We start from the raw sequence: 16,246 nt of genomic DNA, 5'->3' as shown, positions 1-16,246 counted from the left end.
GTGCTACAGGGACAGGGCCGCCAGGTCGGTGCGGGCCGTCACGCCGAGCTTCGGGTACGCCTTGTAGAGGTGGTAGGCGACGGTCTTCGGGCTCAGGAAGAGCTGCGCGGCGATGTCCCGGTTCGACAGGCCCCGCGCGGCCAGCCGGGCGATCTGCAGCTCCTGCGGCGTGAGCCGCGCCGCCGCCGGCTCCGGGCGCTCGGGCGAGGCCGGCAGGCCCGTGGCCGTGAGCTCGCCGCGGGCCCGCGCGGACCAGGGGCGGGCGCCGAGCCGGTCGAAGGTCTCCAGCGCCTGGTGCAGCACCCGGCGGGCGTCGGCCTTGCGGCGGGCCCGGCGCAGCCACTCGCCGTAGGCCAGCGCGGTGCGCGCGCGGTCGAAGCCGGGCAGCGGGAACTTCAGCGCCAGCCGGTACTCGTGCTCGTCCCCGGACACCAGCGCCCGGCAGCGCGCCAGGGCCGCCTGCCCCCACACGGAACCGGTGCGGTCGGCGAACGCGGCCAGGCGCGGCAGGAACGGCTCCACTGTGGACGGTGTCCCGGCCCGCACCGCGGCCTCCGCGAGATCCGGGATCGAGCGGACCGCGACCACGTGGTGCGGCGGCAGCGACAGCAGGCGCGCGGCCGCCTCCTCGGCCCGGCCCTCGCCCAGGTCCAGCAGCGCGAGCGCCCACCGGGCCCACCCGTGCCCGGCCGCCTCCGAGCCCGGCGCGGCCGCGGCCAGGGCGTCGGCGGCCGCGGCCCGGCACCCCGGGGCGTCGCCGGACAGGGCCGCGAGCACGGCGCGCACCGCAGACAGCTGACTGACCCACACCGTCTCGCGGGCCAGGTCCAGGCCCTCGGCCACGCTGACCGCGGCGTCGCGGTGCCGCCCCGCGAACAGCTCGCCCTCGGCCTGGAAGAACAGCAGCGCCGGCAGCAGCCCCGCCAGGCCCTCGGCGCGGCACCGGCCGGCCAGGGCCGCGGCGAGCTCGCAGGCGTCGGCGTCCTGGCCGGCGACGTACCCGAACCCGCACAGCTCGACGAGGTCCCGGACCGCCACGGCGGGGTCGAGCGCGGTCCGGCGGCCGGCGACCTCGGCCAGGGGGCGGGGCCGCCCGCGTGCGGCGGCGACGAGGTACCGGGCGGCCGGGTCGCCGTCGAGGCGGGCGAGGTGGTCGAGGCACTCGCCGAGCGCGGGTTCGCCGAGGTACCAGGCCGCGTGCAGCGCGTGGCGGTAGGCGCCCCCGTAGGAGATCAGGTCGTACGCGGCCCGGAAGTCGCCCTGCCCGAACCACGCGTGGCCCTCGACCCAGCCGACGCGGGCCAGGAACTCGGGGCGCTGGTCGAGGCCGCCGGCCCGCTCGGCGAGCCGGACCGCGGTGGCGGGGGCGCCCGCCCGCAGGCCGTTCTCGGCGGCGAGCAGCAGCCTCCGGGCCTGCTCCGGCGGGGCGGTGCTGAGCTCGGCGGCGCGCTCGTACGCGGCCGTGGCCGCCCCGTAGCCGCCGCGCTCGCGGGCCTTGTCCGCGCTGTCCTCGAGGGCCGCGGCGACCTCGTCGTCGGGGCCGGTGGCGGCCGCGGCGCGGTGCCAGGCGCGGCGGTCGGCGTGCTCGGGGCCGGTGAGCGCCGCGGCCAGGGCCCGGTGCGCGGCGACCCGCTCGGCCAGCGCCGCGCCGTGGTAGACGGCGGCGCGCACGAGCGGGTGCCGGAACCGCACGCGGCCGCCGGCGATCTCGACCAGCCGCGCCTCCTCGGCCGGGCGCAGGTCCTCGGCGGCGACGGCGCGCAGCACGAGCGCGAGGTCGCCGGAGTCCTCCGCCGCGGCCGCGAGCAGGGCCACCCGGGTGGCCGGGGGCAGGGCGGCGACCTGGCCGTGGAACGCCTCGCGCAGCCGCTCGGGCAGCGGGCCGGCGTGCGGGGCCGCGGTGCGGGGCAGCTCGAGCAGGGCCAGGGGGTTGCCTTCGGCCTCGGTCAGGAGCCGATGTCGTACGGCCGGATCGAGCCCCGCTTCGAGCAGCCGCTCGGCGTCGGGCGGCGCGAGCCCCTCGACGTCGAGCACGGCGACGCCCACGGCGTCCAGGGCGCGGGCGGCGAAGAGGATCACGACGCCCTCGGTGCCGAGGCGGCGGGCGGCGAACCGCAGCGCGTCCGCCGACACCGAGTCGAGCCACTGGGCGTCGTCGACCAGGCAGAGGACCGGGCCGTCGGCCGCCGACAGCAGGGACAGCACCGCGAAGCCGACGAGCAGCCGGTCGGCCTCGCGGGCCGGGCCGAGGCCGAAGGCGCCCGCGAGCGCGTCGCGCTGCGGGCCGGGCAGCCGGTCCAGGCGGTCCAGCACCGGGCGCAGGAGCTGGCTCAGGCCGGCGAAGGGCAGGTCGGCCTCGAACTCGGCGCCGGCGGCGCGCAGTACCGTCGCGAACGGCAGCCCGGCGGCCCACTCCAGCAGGGCGGTCTTGCCGATGCCCGGGCCGCCGCGCAGCACCAGGGCGCCGCCGGCTCCGTCGCGGGCCGCCTCGGCAAGGGCACGCAGCCGCGCCTGCTCCTGGGACCGGCCGATCAGCACGGGTCCGACCCTACCGCCGGTACCGGATACCTAAGCGATGCCGATTCCGCGGGGCGCGCGAATCCCTAGCGTCGGCGGCATGACCACGACCGTGACCGCGCCGGCGATCGGCCACCGGCCGCCCGCAGTGCTCCCCGCCCTGCTCACCGTGACGTTCCTGACCGCGCTGGACTTCTTCATCGTCAACGTGGCGATGCCGGCGATCCAGCACGACCTGCGGGCCGGTCCCGCCGCCCTGCAGTGGGTGGTGGCCGGGTTCGGGCTGGCCCTCGCGGCCGGGCTGATCACCGGCGGCCGGCTCGGCGACCTCTTCGGCCGGCGCCGGATGCTGGCGGCGGGCCTGATCGTGTTCACCGCCGCGTCGGTGTTGTGCGGGCTGGCGCCGGTGGCCGGGGCGCTGGTCGCCGGGCGGGTGCTGCAGGGCGCGGGCGCGGCGCTGCTCATGCCGCAGACCCTGGCGATCCTGCGCACCGCGGTCCCGGCGCCGGCCCAGCCGCGGGCCTTCGCGCGCTACGCCCTCACCCTCGGCCTGGGGGCCGTGTTCGGCCAGGTCGTCGGCGGCCTGCTGATCCGGGCGGACCTGTTCGGCCTGGGCTGGCGGGCGTGCTTCCTGATCAACCTGCCGGTCGGGCTCGCCGCGCTGGTGCTGCTGCGCTCGGTGCCGGAGTCGCGGGGCCGCGGCACCCGGCTCGACCTGGCCGGGGCCGCGCTGGTGACGGCGGCGCTGGTGGCGCTGGTCCTGCCGCTCATCCAGGGGCCGCCGCGGGGCTGGCCGGCGTGGACGTGGGCGAGCCTGGCCCTCGCGGCCGTGCTGTTCGCGGTCTTCGTGCGCTCGCAGCGGTACCGTGCGCAGCCCCTCGTCGACCCGCGGCTCCTGCGCGGCCGCTCGTTCGGCGCCGGGCTCGTCGCGGTGCAGGCGTTCTGGATGGGGCAGGCCTCGTTCTTTCTGGTGCTGGCCCTGTACCTGCAGTCGGGGCGCGGCCTGTCGGCGCTCGCGTCCGGGACGGTGTTCATGGCCGTCGGCGCCGGATACCTGCTCACGTCCCTCAACGCGCACCGGGTCGCGGCGCGGCTGGGCCGGGCGACGGTGGCGGTGGGCGCGCTGGTGATGGCGGCCGGGCTGGGCGCGATGGCGCTCGCGGCCGGGGCCGGGCTCGGGTGGCTGCTGCCGGGGCTGGCGCTGGAGGGGCTCGGGATGGGGCTCGCCCTCGCGCCGCTGACGACGCTCGCGCTGTCGGCCGTGCCGGCGGAGCACACCGGCTCGGCGGCGGGCGTGCTCAGCACCGTCAACCAGACCGGCAACGCGGTCGGCGTTGCGCTGATCGGGATCGTGTTCTACCGCGCCGCCACGATCACCGAGGGCTTCCGCGCGAGCATGGTCGCGCTGGTGGTCCTCGAGCTGGCGCTGGTGGCCCTGGTGCGGCTGCTGCCCCGCCGCTGAGGCCCCGCGCTCTCGGGCCTCGGCGCGGCGCCGAGGCCCTCGCGGCGGGGGAAGGTCAGTGCTGCTCGGTGGTGTTGCCCTGGCCCGTGTGCTCCTGGGCGAAGTCGACGCCCTTGTCGATGTGGTCGCTGTACTTGTTGCCGGTCTTGTCGTCGACGACGTCACCGATCTTGTCCAGCGCCTGGTCGACCTTCTCGTCGTGCTGGTCGGCGAGGTCCTTGACCTTGTCGAAGAAGCTGCTCATCGCCCCACCGTACCCAACATCGCGGCCGCCGCGCCGAAGAAGTCCCCGCCCTTGCGCCGCATGTCGTCGGTCCCCCACGCGCGGTCCTCGGCGGTGAGCTTGCGCAGCCGGGGGATGTGCTTGGCGCAGTGGATGTACGCCTCCTCGACGAACACGTTCACCCAGCGCTCGGGCCGCCGCCCCGGCACCTGGTCGACGGGCAGCTGGGGGTGGTCGCGGCGCATCTCGCCGTCGGGGACCACGGTCGCGTGCCCGTTGACGTGCAGGCCGATCACGTCCTGGAAGAAGTCCACGAAGAGCAGCCCGACGTTCGGGTTCTCGACGAGGTTGCCGACGCTGGCCATGACGCCGTTGCCGCGGTACTCCGGCCAGGCCAGCCGCCCCGGCGCGAGCACGCTCACGAAGCCGGCCGGCCCGGCCCGGAACGTGCAGTCGCAGTGCCCGAGCGCGTCGGCGGTGGAGACGAACATCATCTCCTGCCGCCCGACGAACTCCACCATCTGCTCGTTGAGCACGGGCAGCACCTGCTGGCGGTAGAAGCGTTCGGCCCGCTCCACCGTGCCTGCCCGCTCCTGCATCAGCCGTTCGCCGGCCGAGCCGGCCCTGAGTCCGTGATCGCCACCCATCAGCGCAGGGTTACACGCCGGGGGCCCCTCCTGGTCGCACATCGTGTCCGACCCAGGGACGCAGTGCGACCGCGGTGGCGCGCTCGACCGCCTCCTGGACGCTCCCCGGGTCCCGCGGCCGGTCGCGCAGCAGGACCTGCAGCGCGCCGGTGACGGCCCCGACGAAGGCGCCGACGAGGGCCGCGGAGGTGACCGCGTCCAACTCGTCAGGGAACGCCTCGGCGAGCCGCCGCGCGATCTCCTGCTGCACGTCGGACTGGGTCTGCAGGGCCCGGCCGCGCACCGAGGGGACCTCGGCGATGAACCGCAGCCGCAGGGCCGCCAGGCGCCCGGAGAGGTCGTCGCTGTCGTCGCCGACGATCGACAGGGCGCGCAGCAGCACCTGCGCGGGCGTGTCGTGCGGCCCGCGCCCGGCGATCGCGTCGATCGCGGCCCGCAGCCGGCCGTCGGTCTCGGGGAAGAGCAGGTCCTCCTTGGTCGCGAAGTACCCGAAGAAGGTCCGCGTCCCGACCTCGGCCGCGGCCGCGATGTCGGCGATCGTCGTCTGCTCGTAGCCGTCGCGCTCGAACAGGTCCGCGGCGGCGGTCACGAGCGCCTGCCGGGTCCGGGCACGCTTCAGCTCCCGCAACGACATGCGGGCGAGCATATCGCACCGAATGTTAGTTGGCACTCATTGCAAACTTGCACTGAGTGCGGATATCGTCGTTTGCATGACGCCTTCGGTTCTCGTCTCCGGCGCCGGCGTGGCCGGCACCACCGCCGCCTACTGGCTCGCCCGGCACGGCCTGCGGGTCACCGTCGTGGAACGTGCGAGCGGCCAGCGCTCCAGCGGCAACCCCGTCGACGTGCGCGGCCCGGCCCTCCCCGTCGCCCGCGAGATGGGCGTGCTGGCGGCCCTGCGCGAGCGCGCCACCCACGCCGACGGCATGCGCGCCGTCGACGCCGCCGGCCGCACCATCGCCCGCCTGCCCATGCAGACCGAGGACGGCGCCCTGGAGATCCCGCGCGCCGACCTGGCCGCGACCCTCTTCGAGGCGGCGCGGGACCGCGCGGACTTCCGCTTCGACGACGCGGTCACGGCCCTGGAGCCGGACGGGCCGGGCGTGCACGTGACCTTCGAGCGCGGCGCCCCCGAACGCTTCGACTTGGTGGTCGGCGCCGACGGCCTGCACTCGGCCGTGCGGCGCCTGGCGTTCGGCCCCGAGCCGGAGCTGGTCCGCCACCTCGGCGTGTGGGTCGCGACCCTGCCCCTGGGCGAGCCCGCCGACGACCCGAGGCACGTGCTGCTCTACAACGAGCCGGGCCGCGTCGTGTCGATCCACCCGTCCCGCGGCGAGGCCCTGGTCGCCTTCATCTTCCGCGGCCCGGCCCGCCCCGGCCTCGACCACCGCGACGCCGGCGCACACCGCCGGATCGTGGCCGAGGCCTACGCGGGCGCCGGCTGGCGGGTGCCGGAGCTGCTCGCGAAGCTTCCGGGTGCCGATGTGTACTTCGACAGCGTCAGCCGGGTACACCTGCCGGAATGGACGCGGGGGCGCATCACGCTGACCGGGGACGCCGCGTCCTGCGTCTCGCTCTTCGGCGACGGCTCGAGCCTGGCCATGGCCGGCGCCCACACCCTGGCCTCGGCGCTCGCCGCCGCCGGCGACGACCTCGCTGCGGGCCTGCGCCGCTACGAGGCCGAGCACCGGGCGCGCACGGACGCGAAGGTGCGCGGCGCGGGGCGGGCGGCGGCGCTGGTGGTCCCGAAGACGCGCCTCGGCCTGGCCGCGCGCAACGCCGGCGCCCGGGTCCTGTCGTTCGTCCAGGACCGCCGCGCCCCCGCCGCGGCGTGACCCGGGCGGCCCGAACCCGAGCCGGCAACACCCAGTGACGTGCCTCGAACGTATGCTGCCGGTTCGTGGCCGGTGACGAGTGTGACCTGGACGATGTGCTGGTCCTGATCAGCACCAACTGGGGCGACTACGAGGCGGCGCTGACGGAGTGGATGGCCCGCGGCCCCGGTCCTCGGGACGCGACCCGGCCGGAGTCCGCGCGATCCCGCTCGACGGGCGAGGCGCTGCCGCTGACGGTGATTCCGCTCGCCTACCGCAACGATCGCGAGTCGCGTGCCCTGATCGCGGCCGGCAGGATCGCGTCGCCGTGGCGGAACGTTCCCTGGAACGCCGGCGAATGGGGGAAGCCGTCCTGTGAGGTGTACGGCCCGCGGCCCTTCGACCGATCGGTGCCGGAGTTTGCTGATGCGGCGCACTCCATGGTTCGCAGGCTCGCGGGCGAGGCACGGTGGGAGGAGCTCGACGCGGTCGTCCAGCTGGCTGCCGCCGAGCTCGCCGACGTCGCTGCCGTGCTGTGCGAGGTGCTCGAGTCGGATGCCAGGCCGCCCCGCCCCGGACACCTCATCGATGCGCTGGGACAGCTCAGGTACGACGGCGCCGCGGAGCTCCTGGAAAGCCTGGTCGGACAGTTCGCATACGCGGACGGGGGTCTGCCCGACGCCCGGCGATGCATCCGCGCGCTGGCGGCGATCGACAAGCAGAACTCGCGGGGGAGGCTGATGCTCATCTCCTGGCGGGACTGGCCGGGACCAATACAACAGTGGGCGGCAGAGGAACTGCAGGCCAAAGGGCAATACATTCCTCCACCAGGCGGCTGAGCCGGACTGAGCCGGGTCAGCCCTCGATGAGCGTCGCGATCCGGCGGGCGGTGGCGCGGCTGCGCAGCAGCTCGCCGAGCACGTCGCGCAGTGCCTCGCCGGTCTCGTCGCCGGCTTCGAGCGCGACCTGCACGCGCGTGAGCGCGAGGGTCCGTTGCGCGGCGGCGTGCCGCTCCGACTCGTAGGCATCGAGCCCGGACTGCGGCGCCGCGCCGCGCAGCGCCGCGGCGAGGGTCCGGCCGAGGGCGACGGCGTCGAGCAGGCCGGCGTTGATGGCCGAGCCGCCGGCGCTGAAGATGTGCGCGGCGTCGCCGGCGAGGAAGACCCGGCCCTCGCGGTACCGCTCCGCATGCCGGCTGTTCGCCACGACGCTCCTCGCGGCATACGCCGCCGTGTACGGCAGCTCGGCGCCCAGGACGCGGCGAAGGCTCGCCCGCAGCTCGTCGTCGCCGAGCTCGTCGGTCGGCTCGCTGTCGCCGCGCGGTTCGTGCGTGCTGACGATGTACACGTCGTGCGGGGCGGAGCGGTCGAGCGCGTCGGCGGGGGCGATGGTGATCGACCCGTGCGCGGTCCGGTTGGGCCGGAAGGGCTCGAGCCGGCCGATGCCGCGCAGCTCGAGGTGATCGCCGGCCCGGGTCACCGCGCCCGCGGGGATGGTGACCCGGGCCAGCCGGGAGATGCCGGCGCTCGTGACGCCGGGGAAGCCGATGCCGAGGCGCTTGCGCACGAAGCTGCGGGCGCCGTCGCACCCCACGAGGTACCGCGCGCGCAGCTCGGCCGGCGAGCCTTCGGCGGACACCTGGACGGTCACGCCGTTGCCGTCCTGCTCGAACCCGGTGACCTCGCGCCCGCGCAGGACCGTGGCGCCGAGGCGCACGGCGCGCTCCTCCAGCAGGCCTTCCAGCCGGTGCTGGGGCACCGGGAGCACGTGCAGCGGGCCGCGCAGCAGGCCGAGCTGGAGGGTGAACGGGCCGAAGCGGAACCGCGGCGGCCGCACCACCCGCAGCCCGGTGCCCCGCAGGAGCTTGCGCCGCCGCAACTCCAGCACGGCCCGGCCGACGACGCCGTTGCCCTTCGGGATCCGGACCGGCCGGGCATTGCGGTCGAGCACGACCGCGCGGACGCCCGCGGCGGCGAGGTCTCCGGCGAGCATCAGGCCCGTCGGCCCGGCGCCGACGACGACCACGTCAGGGACGGATGCGTCAGACTGAGGCGACATGGTTGTCAACCTAACTTGACGCCCCAGCCTCCGTCAACCTACGTTGACGAGGGATGTCAGGCCTCGGCCTGCTCCAGGGCCGCCTCGGCCCGCTCCGGGCTGCCCTGCGCCAGGCCCCGGTCGATCGCGCGGCGCGACGTCAGCCAGAGCACCCCGCCGGTCAGGAAGACGATGATCTCGGTGACGGTGAGGGCCCAGATGATGCCCGGCAGCCCGAACCACAGGTTGCCCAGCAGCACGATCGGGATGAACAGCACGCCCTGTGCGGTGGACATGACGATCGCGGGGAAGGGGCGGCCCGTTGCCTGGAACAGCGACGTGATGAGGCCGCGGAAGCCGTTGACGACCATCGCGACGAGCTGGGCCATGAGGATCGTGACGCCGATGCGCAGGACCGAGCGGTCGGCCACGAAGGCGGTGAAGAGCTGCTCGCGGAAGGCGAACGCGGCGGTGGAGAAGACCAGCACCACGACGCCGACGGTGATCGCGGAGCCGTGCAGGGCGGCGTTGAGGCGGTCCCGGTCGCCCTTGCCGTAGGCGTAGGCCAGCAGCGGCAGGACGCCGATCGTGACGCCCATGACGAGGAACTCCGGCACCTGGGCGATGCGCACCGCGACGCCCATGGCCGCGAGGGGGCCGTCGCCGTAGGCGACCGCGAGGCGGTTGAGCACGAGGCTGGTGACGATCAGGAAGGCGGACTGCAGCAGCTCGCCGACGCCGACGCCGAAGACGGGCTTGAGGACCGCCGGGGAGAGGGTGAACCAGCGCGGGGCGAGGCTCACGTGCTCGCTGTGGCGGTGCAGCCAGACGGCGAAGTACACCACCGTGACGAGGTTCGCCAGGCCCGTGGCCAGGGCGGCGCCGGCCACGCCCCAGTGCAGCACGAGGATGAACAGCACGTCGAAGGCCAGGTTGCCGATCGTCGAGGCGATCAGGCCGATCATGGCGGTGCGGGCGGCGCCCTCGGCGCGGACGAGCTGCTCGAGGCAGAACGCGGCGGCGAGGACGGGCACGAAGACGAGCAGGACGGCGACGAAGTCCCTGGTCGCCGGGGCCGCGGCCGGATCGGCGCCGAGCAGCGCCACGAGCGGGTGCAGCAGGAGCAGCCCGAGGCCGCCGAAGACGGCGCCGGCGATCGCGGAGCCCCACACGGCGAACGACGAGACGTGCCGGATGCCGGCGGCCTCCGCGGGGTCGTGCTCGGCCGCGCCGAGCAGCCGCGACATGAGCGCGCCGCCGCCGACGCCGAAGACGCCGCCGACCGCCATGACCAGGCCGAGCAGCGGGGAGCCGAGGGTGACCGCGGCGAGCAGGGCGGTGTCGTGCAGGGAGCCGATGAAGCCGGCGTTGATGACGTTGTAGACGGCGCTGACGATCATCGCGGCGGCCATCGGCACGCAGAGGTGGACGAGGGCGCGGGCGATGGGGGCGGCGGAGAGGTACCAGCGGTTGGTTCCTACGGCGTCGGCCGCCACGGGAGTGTCGAGGGTCGTGGTGGTCATGACGGCTCCTTTCCAGGGCAGGCGTGATCGCGCGGCGGCCCCTCGGGCCGGCGCGTGGTGGATGGGTGGGGTCTAGTCGCGCGTGGGCTGCGGCAGGACCGATGTGATCTTGGTCAGCAGGGCGTGCAGGGCGTCGCGCTCGGCCTGGTCCAGCGGGGCGAGGATGGTCTCCTCGGTGGCCGCCATCGCGGTGTCGAAGCCGGCGATGAGCTCGGCGCCGGCCGGCGTGGCGTAGACGCGCTTGCTGCGCTCGTCGCCGCCCTCCGTCCGGCGTTCGACGAGCTCGCGGCGCTCCAGCCCCTGCAGGAGGCTCGTCACGCTCGCCGCGCTCGTGCGCGTCATCTTCTGCAGGTCGCGCTGGATCGCCCCGGGGTTCTGCACGAGGTACCCGAGCGCGAAGGCCTGGGCGAAGCTGAGCTCGCGCTCGCGGATCCACTCCTCGCCGGCCTTCTGCTGCGCCCAGCCGATCCAGCGCAGCAGGTCGAGCGTGGTGGTGAGCCTCGGTGCGTCCATGGTTAGAACTCTAAAGATTAGAGTTCTAACTGTCAACGCTCTAACTGTGGGCGGCGGGTGACGCCGGGCACGGTCAGTTCTGCCGTTCGCGCTGCTCGGCGCGGTGCAGGGCCTGCTGCTCCGGCACCGTGGGCGCGGCCGTGTCCGCCAGCAGTGCCCGGCGCGCGGCGAGGGCGCGCAGCAGGTGCGCGATCTCCACCTCCGGCACGCCGGCCCGGATGCAGGCGCGGCGCAGCGGGTCGTGCAGGGTGTACGCCCCCGGCAGCAGCGGGCCCAGCCGGCGCCCGGCCAGGTTCAGCACGCCGGCCAGGACGTGCTCGCGGCGCACCGGGGCCGGCGCCTCGCCCGCGCCCGGCAGCGTCGTGTGCCACCGGCGCAGGCGGCGCCCCAGCAGCAGGCCCGCCGCCGCGAGGCCGGCCAGGATCGCGGCCGTCGCGGTCAGGGGGCCCACGTGCTCCCCGGCGAGGCGGCCGGCGGTGAGCACCACCAGGGCCGCGGCGACCGCGCCCGCGGCGGCGCCGGGCAGCGCGGCCAGCACGATCGGGGCGGTCGTGGCCGGCGGGCGGACCTGGGCCAGGGTCATGAGCAGCGGGGCGGTGTGCGGCGGCCAGGTCCACGGGCGGCTCAGCACGTCGTCGAGGAGGCGGCCGTACGCGGTGCCGCTCGTCATCCGGAACGCGAGCCACCGCCCCGCCAGGGTGCTGCGGTCGTGGTCGCGCCCGGCGAGCAGGGCGGTGGCCACGCCGCGGTCGAGCTGGGCCCGGTGGACCAGCGCCGTCGGCCACGACGGGTGATGCTCGCAGCGGCCGAGGACCGTGTGCAGGACCGGCGGATCGTCCGCGGCCCGGGCCACCGCGTCGAAGTCGAGCGGGTCGCCGGACTCCTCGGCCGCCGCGACCGCCGCGGCGGGGTCGCGGCGGGCCAGCAGGGTGAGCGCGGCCGAGCCCGGGCCGCCGGTCGCGGCCAGCCGGCGCAGCACGTCGCCCACCGGCGGCGCCTCGTGGCCGGGGTCGTCGCACTGGCCGCCCGCGTCCAGCAGCGGCAGGAGGGTGAGCAGCCGCGACAGCCAGCGCGCGTCGCGCGCGGCGGGCGGGGCGCCGGCCAGGGACTCGATCTCGATGCGGGCCGCGCGGCGCACGCCGTCGTCGTCGCACGCGCTCGCCGACAGGGCCGCCCGGAACAGCAGCCGGCGGTCGGTCAGCGCGGACAGGTCGTCGATGATCCGCCAGCGCAGCGTCTCCGGGGCGGCCTTCGCGGCGCCGACGGCCTCGCTCATCAGGGCCGCGGGCCAGGGGCGCTGGCTGCGGAGGCGGTCGGCCAGGGTGTCCCAGCCGCCTCGTCCGGCGGGGGCGGGCTCGCCGGCGACGGGCAGTACGACCGCCGGAATGTGAAAACCGGGGACCGGCTCGGCGTGGGAGAGCGTGACCACCGTCGAGGCCGGGGCCTCGCGCGTCAGGGGACCGATCAGCCCGGCGACCGCGGCCCGGACCGCGCCGCCCGCCTCGTCGAGGCCGTCGAGCAGGACCAGGTAGCCGTGCCCGGTCGCCTCCGCCGCGGTGATCGCGGCCAGCACGACGTCGGCCGTCACCGGCCCGTCGGCGGCGACCTTCGCGAGGTCCACGTACACGGGGCGCTGGGCGGCGGCCGGGTCGGCGGCGGCCCGGCGCCAGGCCGCGCGCAGCAGCCACGGCAGGGGCCGCGGGCCGGCCGGGCCCGGGGTGGTGAGCAGCCAGAGGCGCTCGCCGCGGCGGTCGAGCAGGGCGGCCGGGTCGACCCGCTCGCCGCGCGGGCCGAGCAGTGCGGGCGCCTCGGCGCGATCGCCGGGGCCGGCTTCCAGGTGATGGGCGGCGTGCCGGCGCAGGGTGCGCTGCGCAGGGTGCCGCGGCATCCGGTTCGCGGGCATCGGCGTCGAGGCTCCGAACGAGTGGGGAATGCTGACCCCGCCATCGTGCGCTCGGCGATCACTGCGGGTAGCGGGAAATGCCGCGCATCCATCGAACGGGGTAGCCCTCCCGCCCGGCCCCGCACACGGTGTGCGACAGCCCGGGCGCTGCGGGGTGTACCGAACGAGGACGGCCCCGGCCTGCGGCGGACCGGTTGTGCGTATCGAACCAGCTCAATCAGGTGAATTCTGCGGCGATGCGGTTCGCGGCGGCCAGCATGTGCGTCGCGACCGGCTCCAGGCCGATCTCCGTCAGCAGCAGGCCGGTCGAGACGCGCTCGGCGTTGCCCCACTCCCAGATCGCGACCTCCTCGCGGCCGGTGCGGCGGGCGAGCCGGCGCGCCCGGGCCCGGGGATCGGCGGCGGTCAGGAGCTCCTCGGGGTCCTCGCGCATGAGGATGCCGAGGTCGTACTCCGCGTCGGCCAGCAGCCCGTCCGGGTCGACGAGCCGGAAGCCGCCGCCGGGCGCCCGCAGCGCGTTCCACTGGTGCACGTCGCCGTGCACGAGCACGGCGCGCTCGTCGTCGTGGGCCGCGCCGCGCCGCTCGCAGCAGGCCAGGGCGTGCGCGACGGTCCGCTCCGGGCACGGCCGGCCGGTGCGCTCCCAGGCGGCGGCGATGCACGTGGCCAGCCACCCCGCCTTCCACCGTCCCGTGGGCAGGTCCGCGCCGGGCGCCGGGCGCCACACCCGCGCGGCGGCCTCGGTCAGGATGTCGAGGCGCTGCGGCAGCGGTACCGCCAGATCGGACAACGCCGGACCGAGCCGCTCGATCAGCAGCGCCCCGCGGCCCTCGTCCGCGCGCAGCAGCCGCGCGCACCCGTCGCCGCCGGCCAGGCGCAGCACCGTGGCCTCGTGCCGCGCATGGTCCCCGGGCCGCGGGACGAGCAGCTTGAGCACCGCCCCGGTGCCGTCCGCCAGGTCGGCCGCCACCACGAACGCCTCGGTCCCGCCGTCGTACACCGGCCCGAGCCGCAGCCCCCACTCCCGCTCCAGCGCGGCGAGCAGCCCCGCCAGCCCCGCGAGCCAGTCCCGCGCCCCGGCCGCGACCGCCTTGCGCCGCACGACCTCGGGGACATCGACGGCCCTGCTCATGCCGGAACGATAAAGCACCGCACATCGCGGGAACTTTTCCGGGCCGGGCGGCGACTACCCGGGCCAATGTCGTCTGGGAGGATCGGTCGCGTGCTGATACGTCGAGTTCTGGGGTCCGTGTCCGTTGTGCTGGCGGCGAGCGCGGCCGTGCTCGCGCTCACCGCCGCGCCGGCGTCCGCCCACGTGGAAGTCAAGGCCGACAAGGCGCAGGCCGGCGCGGCGGACGTGACCGTCACGTTCACCGCCGAGGCCGAGAGCTCCAAGGCCGGCATCGCCTCGGTCAAGGTCGCGCTCCCGGCCGGGATCGCGCCCGCCGACGTCACCTGGGTCTCCGGCCCGTCCGGCTGGGCGCTGACCGCCGACACCGACGGGTACACCGTCACCGGGCCGGCGCTGGCCGTCAAGAAGGACGCCGGCTACGCGGTGAAGGTCGCCAAGCTCCCCGCCGACGCCACCGAACTGACCTTCAAGACCCTCGTCACCTACACCGACGGCAAGGTCGACCGCTGGATCGACGCGCCCGGCACCGACAGCCCGGCGCCGGTGCTCAAGCTCGCCGCGGCCGCCCCGGGCACCGCGACCACCTCGGCCGCCCCGTCGCCCGCGGCCACCTCGGCGGCACCGGCCGCCACCACGAACACCGCCCCCGTCACGACCCCGGGCGACGCCGCCAACGACGAGGCCGACAGCTCCGCCACGCCGTGGGTGGTGCTGGCCGTCGTCGTCGTGGTGGGCCTCGCCGCGGTGCTGTTCTTCCGCTCGCGGCGCCGCGGCGACTCGGCATGACAGATGTCATGGGGTCGCGGGTGACGCGATGCAGCCTCACCGGGATCGATCCGCCGCCATGCTGAGGGCATGACGAACGAAGCAGTCCAGCTGGCCGGCCTGACCAGACGGTTCGGGCCGGTCACCGCCGTCGACGGCCTGGATCTCACGATCCGCCGCGGCGAGGTCGTCGCGCTGCTCGGCCCGAACGGGGCCGGCAAGTCGACGACCATCGACATGCTGCTCGGGCTGCTGCGCCCGGACTCCGGCGAGGTCCGCCTCTACGGCGAGTCCCCGGCCAAGGCCATCGCCCGCGGCGCCGTCGGGGCGCTCATGCAGACCGGCGGCCTGCTGCCGGACCTGACCGCCGAGGAGACCGTACGCCTCGCCGCCGCCCTGCAGCGCAACCCCCGCGACGTCGGCGAGGTCATCGCGCGGGCCGGCGTCGCCGAGTTCGCCCGGCAGCGCGTCGGCGGGCTCTCCGGCGGCCAGCAGCAGCGCATCCGCTTCGCGATGGCGCTGGTCAGCAACCCCGACCTGCTGGTGCTCGACGAGCCGACGACCGGCATGGACGTCGAGACCCGCCGCGCCTTCTGGGCCTCGATGCGCGAGGAGACCGCGCAGGGCCGCACGGTGCTCTTCGCCACCCACTACCTCGAGGAGGCCGACGACTACGCCGACCGGATCGTGCTGCTGCGCGCCGGCCGCATCGTCGCCGACGGCACCTCGGCCCAGATCAAGGCGGCCGTGTCCGGGCGCACCATCCGCGCCACGGTCCCCGGCGCCGACCTCGCGGGCCTGGCCGGCCTGCCCGGCGTCGAGCGGGTCGAGACCCGCGGCGAGCAGGTCCTGCTGCACTGCGACGACTCCGACGCGGCCCTGCGCGCGCTGCTCGACGCCACCACCGCCCACGACATCGAGGTCACCAGCCGCAACCTCGAAGACGCCTTCATCGCCCTGACCGTCGCCGGGAGCGCATCGTGAACCTCACCTACCTCCGCCTCGAAGCGGTCCGCCTGTTCCGCAACAAGCGCGTCGTGATCTTCTCCACCCTGATGCCGGCCCTGCTCGTGCTCATCATCGGCGGCGTGTCCGTCGGCGGCGATCCCGACGCCAAGCAGTACGTCATGGTCAGCATGGCCCTGTTCGGCGCCATGACCGCGGCCATCTCCAGCGGCGGCACCATCGCCGTCGAGCGCGGCCTCGGCTGGAACCGCACCCTGCGGCTGACCCCGCTGTCGCCCGGCGCCTACGTGCTCAACAAGGTGCTGCTGGCGCTGCTCGTCGCCGTCCCGCCCGTCATCGTGACGTTCGCGATCGGCGCCGCCGGCCTGCACGTGCGGCTCACCGCGGCCGAGTGGGTGCTGTGCTTCGCGGGCGCCTGGCTCTCGTCGCTGCCGTTCGCGGCGCTGGGGGTCGTCATCGGGTACCTCGCCAAGCCCGACAGCGTCCAGCAGGTCTCCGCGCTCATCAACCTGACCCTCGCCGCCTTCGGTGGCCTGTGGGTGCCGGTGAGCCTGATGCCGGACTTCCTGCGGTACATCGCGAAGCTGACCCCGTCGTACTGGACCGGCCAGGTCGCCCGCAGCCCGCTGGACGGCGGCCACATCGACACCCAGGCCGTCATCGTGCTCCTCGGCTGGACCCTGGTGCTGGCGGTCATCGCCCTGCGCCGGTTCCGCGTGGACACCGCCCGCGCCTAGGCTTCGC

The 16,246-nt window shown here is 75.7% G+C and carries 15 protein-coding genes; 6 read left to right on the top strand and 9 right to left on the bottom strand.

The window, feature by feature from the left end; all coding sequences use genetic code 11:
* Positions 1-3: 3 nt before the first annotated feature.
* Complete coding sequence (locus ABT369_RS07730; RefSeq protein ID WP_350610914.1) at positions 4-2,538, bottom strand: helix-turn-helix transcriptional regulator; 2,535 nt, start codon at positions 2,536-2,538, stop codon at positions 4-6.
* Positions 2,539-2,617: 79 nt separating this feature from the next.
* Between ABT369_RS07730 and ABT369_RS07725 the strand changes: the two genes are divergently transcribed.
* The gene (locus ABT369_RS07725; protein WP_350610913.1) at positions 2,618-3,979 is read left to right on the top strand and encodes an MFS transporter; all 1,362 of its coding nucleotides are present in this window, start codon (positions 2,618-2,620) and stop codon (positions 3,977-3,979) included.
* 55 nt (positions 3,980-4,034) lie between these two features.
* Here the strand turns inward: ABT369_RS07725 and ABT369_RS07720 are convergent, their stop codons facing one another.
* The 3 genes from ABT369_RS07720 to ABT369_RS07710 are packed head-to-tail and all read right to left on the bottom strand — an operon-like array spanning position 4,035 to position 5,483.
* Positions 4,035-4,223, bottom strand: coding sequence for an antitoxin (locus tag ABT369_RS07720; RefSeq protein ID WP_350610912.1), 189 nt, complete (start codon positions 4,221-4,223; stop codon positions 4,035-4,037).
* Positions 4,220-4,849 carry a pyridoxamine 5'-phosphate oxidase family protein gene (locus ABT369_RS07715; protein WP_350610911.1) on the bottom strand — a complete coding sequence of 210 codons (630 nt, stop codon included), beginning with the start codon at positions 4,847-4,849 and terminating at the stop codon, positions 4,220-4,222. Before ABT369_RS07715 ends, ABT369_RS07720 begins: the two co-directional genes overlap by 4 nt.
* 10 nt (positions 4,850-4,859) lie before the next feature.
* Positions 4,860-5,483 carry a TetR/AcrR family transcriptional regulator gene (locus ABT369_RS07710; protein ID WP_350610910.1) on the bottom strand — a complete coding sequence of 208 codons (624 nt, stop codon included), beginning with the start codon at positions 5,481-5,483 and terminating at the stop codon, positions 4,860-4,862.
* Between the two features lie 76 nt (positions 5,484-5,559).
* On the opposite strand from ABT369_RS07710, the gene ABT369_RS07705 reads away from it, so the two are divergent.
* Both ABT369_RS07705 and ABT369_RS07700 read left to right on the top strand, forming a co-directional pair.
* On the top strand, positions 5,560-6,684 hold the full coding sequence (locus ABT369_RS07705; RefSeq protein WP_350610909.1) for an FAD-dependent oxidoreductase: 1,125 nt from the start codon (positions 5,560-5,562) through the stop codon (positions 6,682-6,684).
* A gap of 65 nt (positions 6,685-6,749) precedes the next feature.
* On the top strand, positions 6,750-7,502 hold the full coding sequence (locus ABT369_RS07700) for a hypothetical protein (RefSeq protein WP_350610908.1): 753 nt from the start codon (positions 6,750-6,752) through the stop codon (positions 7,500-7,502).
* 16 nt (positions 7,503-7,518) lie between these two features.
* Here the strand turns inward: ABT369_RS07700 and ABT369_RS07695 are convergent, their stop codons facing one another.
* From ABT369_RS07695 to ABT369_RS07675, 5 genes are all read right to left on the bottom strand, one after another.
* Entirely contained in the window at positions 7,519-8,721 is a 1,203-nt protein-coding gene (locus ABT369_RS07695) for an FAD-dependent monooxygenase (protein WP_350610907.1), read from the bottom strand.
* Between the two features lie 56 nt (positions 8,722-8,777).
* Positions 8,778-10,223, bottom strand: a complete 1,446-nt coding sequence (locus ABT369_RS07690; protein ID WP_350610906.1) for an MATE family efflux transporter — start codon at positions 10,221-10,223, stop codon at positions 8,778-8,780.
* Between the two features lie 72 nt (positions 10,224-10,295).
* The gene (locus ABT369_RS07685; protein ID WP_350610905.1) at positions 10,296-10,736 is read right to left on the bottom strand and encodes a MarR family winged helix-turn-helix transcriptional regulator; all 441 of its coding nucleotides are present in this window, start codon (positions 10,734-10,736) and stop codon (positions 10,296-10,298) included.
* Between the two features lie 73 nt (positions 10,737-10,809).
* Positions 10,810-12,639 (bottom strand): hypothetical protein, encoded by a 1,830-nt coding sequence (locus tag ABT369_RS07680; RefSeq protein WP_350610904.1) that lies wholly within the window; start codon positions 12,637-12,639, stop codon positions 10,810-10,812.
* Between the two features lie 217 nt (positions 12,640-12,856).
* A complete protein-coding gene (locus ABT369_RS07675; RefSeq protein WP_350610903.1) occupies positions 12,857-13,771 on the bottom strand; it encodes an aminoglycoside phosphotransferase family protein in 915 nt (304 codons plus the stop codon).
* 117 nt (positions 13,772-13,888) lie between these two features.
* Here ABT369_RS07675 and ABT369_RS07670 point away from each other — a divergent pair, with 117 nt between their 5' ends.
* The 3 genes from ABT369_RS07670 to ABT369_RS07660 all read left to right on the top strand — a co-directional run bounded on the left by ABT369_RS07670 (position 13,889) and on the right by ABT369_RS07660 (position 16,239).
* A complete protein-coding gene (locus ABT369_RS07670; RefSeq protein ID WP_350610902.1) occupies positions 13,889-14,557 on the top strand; it encodes a DUF1775 domain-containing protein in 669 nt (222 codons plus the stop codon).
* Between the two features lie 69 nt (positions 14,558-14,626).
* Positions 14,627-15,520 (top strand): ABC transporter ATP-binding protein, encoded by an 894-nt coding sequence (locus tag ABT369_RS07665; protein WP_350610901.1) that lies wholly within the window; start codon positions 14,627-14,629, stop codon positions 15,518-15,520.
* Positions 15,517-16,239 carry an ABC transporter permease gene (locus ABT369_RS07660; protein WP_350610900.1) on the top strand — a complete coding sequence of 241 codons (723 nt, stop codon included), beginning with the start codon at positions 15,517-15,519 and terminating at the stop codon, positions 16,237-16,239. Before ABT369_RS07665 ends, ABT369_RS07660 begins: the two co-directional genes overlap by 4 nt.
* Positions 16,240-16,246: the final 7 nt, after the last annotated feature.

Origin of the sequence: Dactylosporangium sp. NPDC000244 (assembly GCF_040300725.1) — a bacterium.
Lineage (GTDB): Bacteria > Actinomycetota > Actinomycetes > Mycobacteriales > Micromonosporaceae > Dactylosporangium.
Note: the sequence above shows the minus strand (reverse complement) of the source record. Positions and strands in the feature narration are given on the sequence as shown.

Excerpts from the sequence above, each read along its gene's own strand:
- ABT369_RS07725 (WP_350610913.1), top strand. The coding sequence starts at position 2,618 with ATGACCACGACCGTGACCGCGCCGGCGATCGGCCACCGGCCGCCCGCA.
- ABT369_RS07720 (WP_350610912.1), bottom strand. The coding sequence starts at position 4,223 with ATGAGCAGCTTCTTCGACAAGGTCAAGGACCTCGCCGACCAGCACGAC.
- ABT369_RS07715 (WP_350610911.1), bottom strand. The coding sequence starts at position 4,849 with ATGGGTGGCGATCACGGACTCAGGGCCGGCTCGGCCGGCGAACGGCTG.
- ABT369_RS07710 (WP_350610910.1), bottom strand. The coding sequence starts at position 5,483 with ATGTCGTTGCGGGAGCTGAAGCGTGCCCGGACCCGGCAGGCGCTCGTG.
- ABT369_RS07705 (WP_350610909.1), top strand. The coding sequence starts at position 5,560 with ATGACGCCTTCGGTTCTCGTCTCCGGCGCCGGCGTGGCCGGCACCACC.
- ABT369_RS07695 (WP_350610907.1), bottom strand. The coding sequence starts at position 8,721 with ATGTCGCCTCAGTCTGACGCATCCGTCCCTGACGTGGTCGTCGTCGGC.
- ABT369_RS07690 (WP_350610906.1), bottom strand. The coding sequence starts at position 10,223 with ATGACCACCACGACCCTCGACACTCCCGTGGCGGCCGACGCCGTAGGA.
- ABT369_RS07685 (WP_350610905.1), bottom strand. The coding sequence starts at position 10,736 with ATGGACGCACCGAGGCTCACCACCACGCTCGACCTGCTGCGCTGGATC.
- ABT369_RS07680 (WP_350610904.1), bottom strand. The coding sequence starts at position 12,639 with ATGCCCGCGAACCGGATGCCGCGGCACCCTGCGCAGCGCACCCTGCGC.
- ABT369_RS07675 (WP_350610903.1), bottom strand. The coding sequence starts at position 13,771 with ATGAGCAGGGCCGTCGATGTCCCCGAGGTCGTGCGGCGCAAGGCGGTC.
- ABT369_RS07665 (WP_350610901.1), top strand. The coding sequence starts at position 14,627 with ATGACGAACGAAGCAGTCCAGCTGGCCGGCCTGACCAGACGGTTCGGG.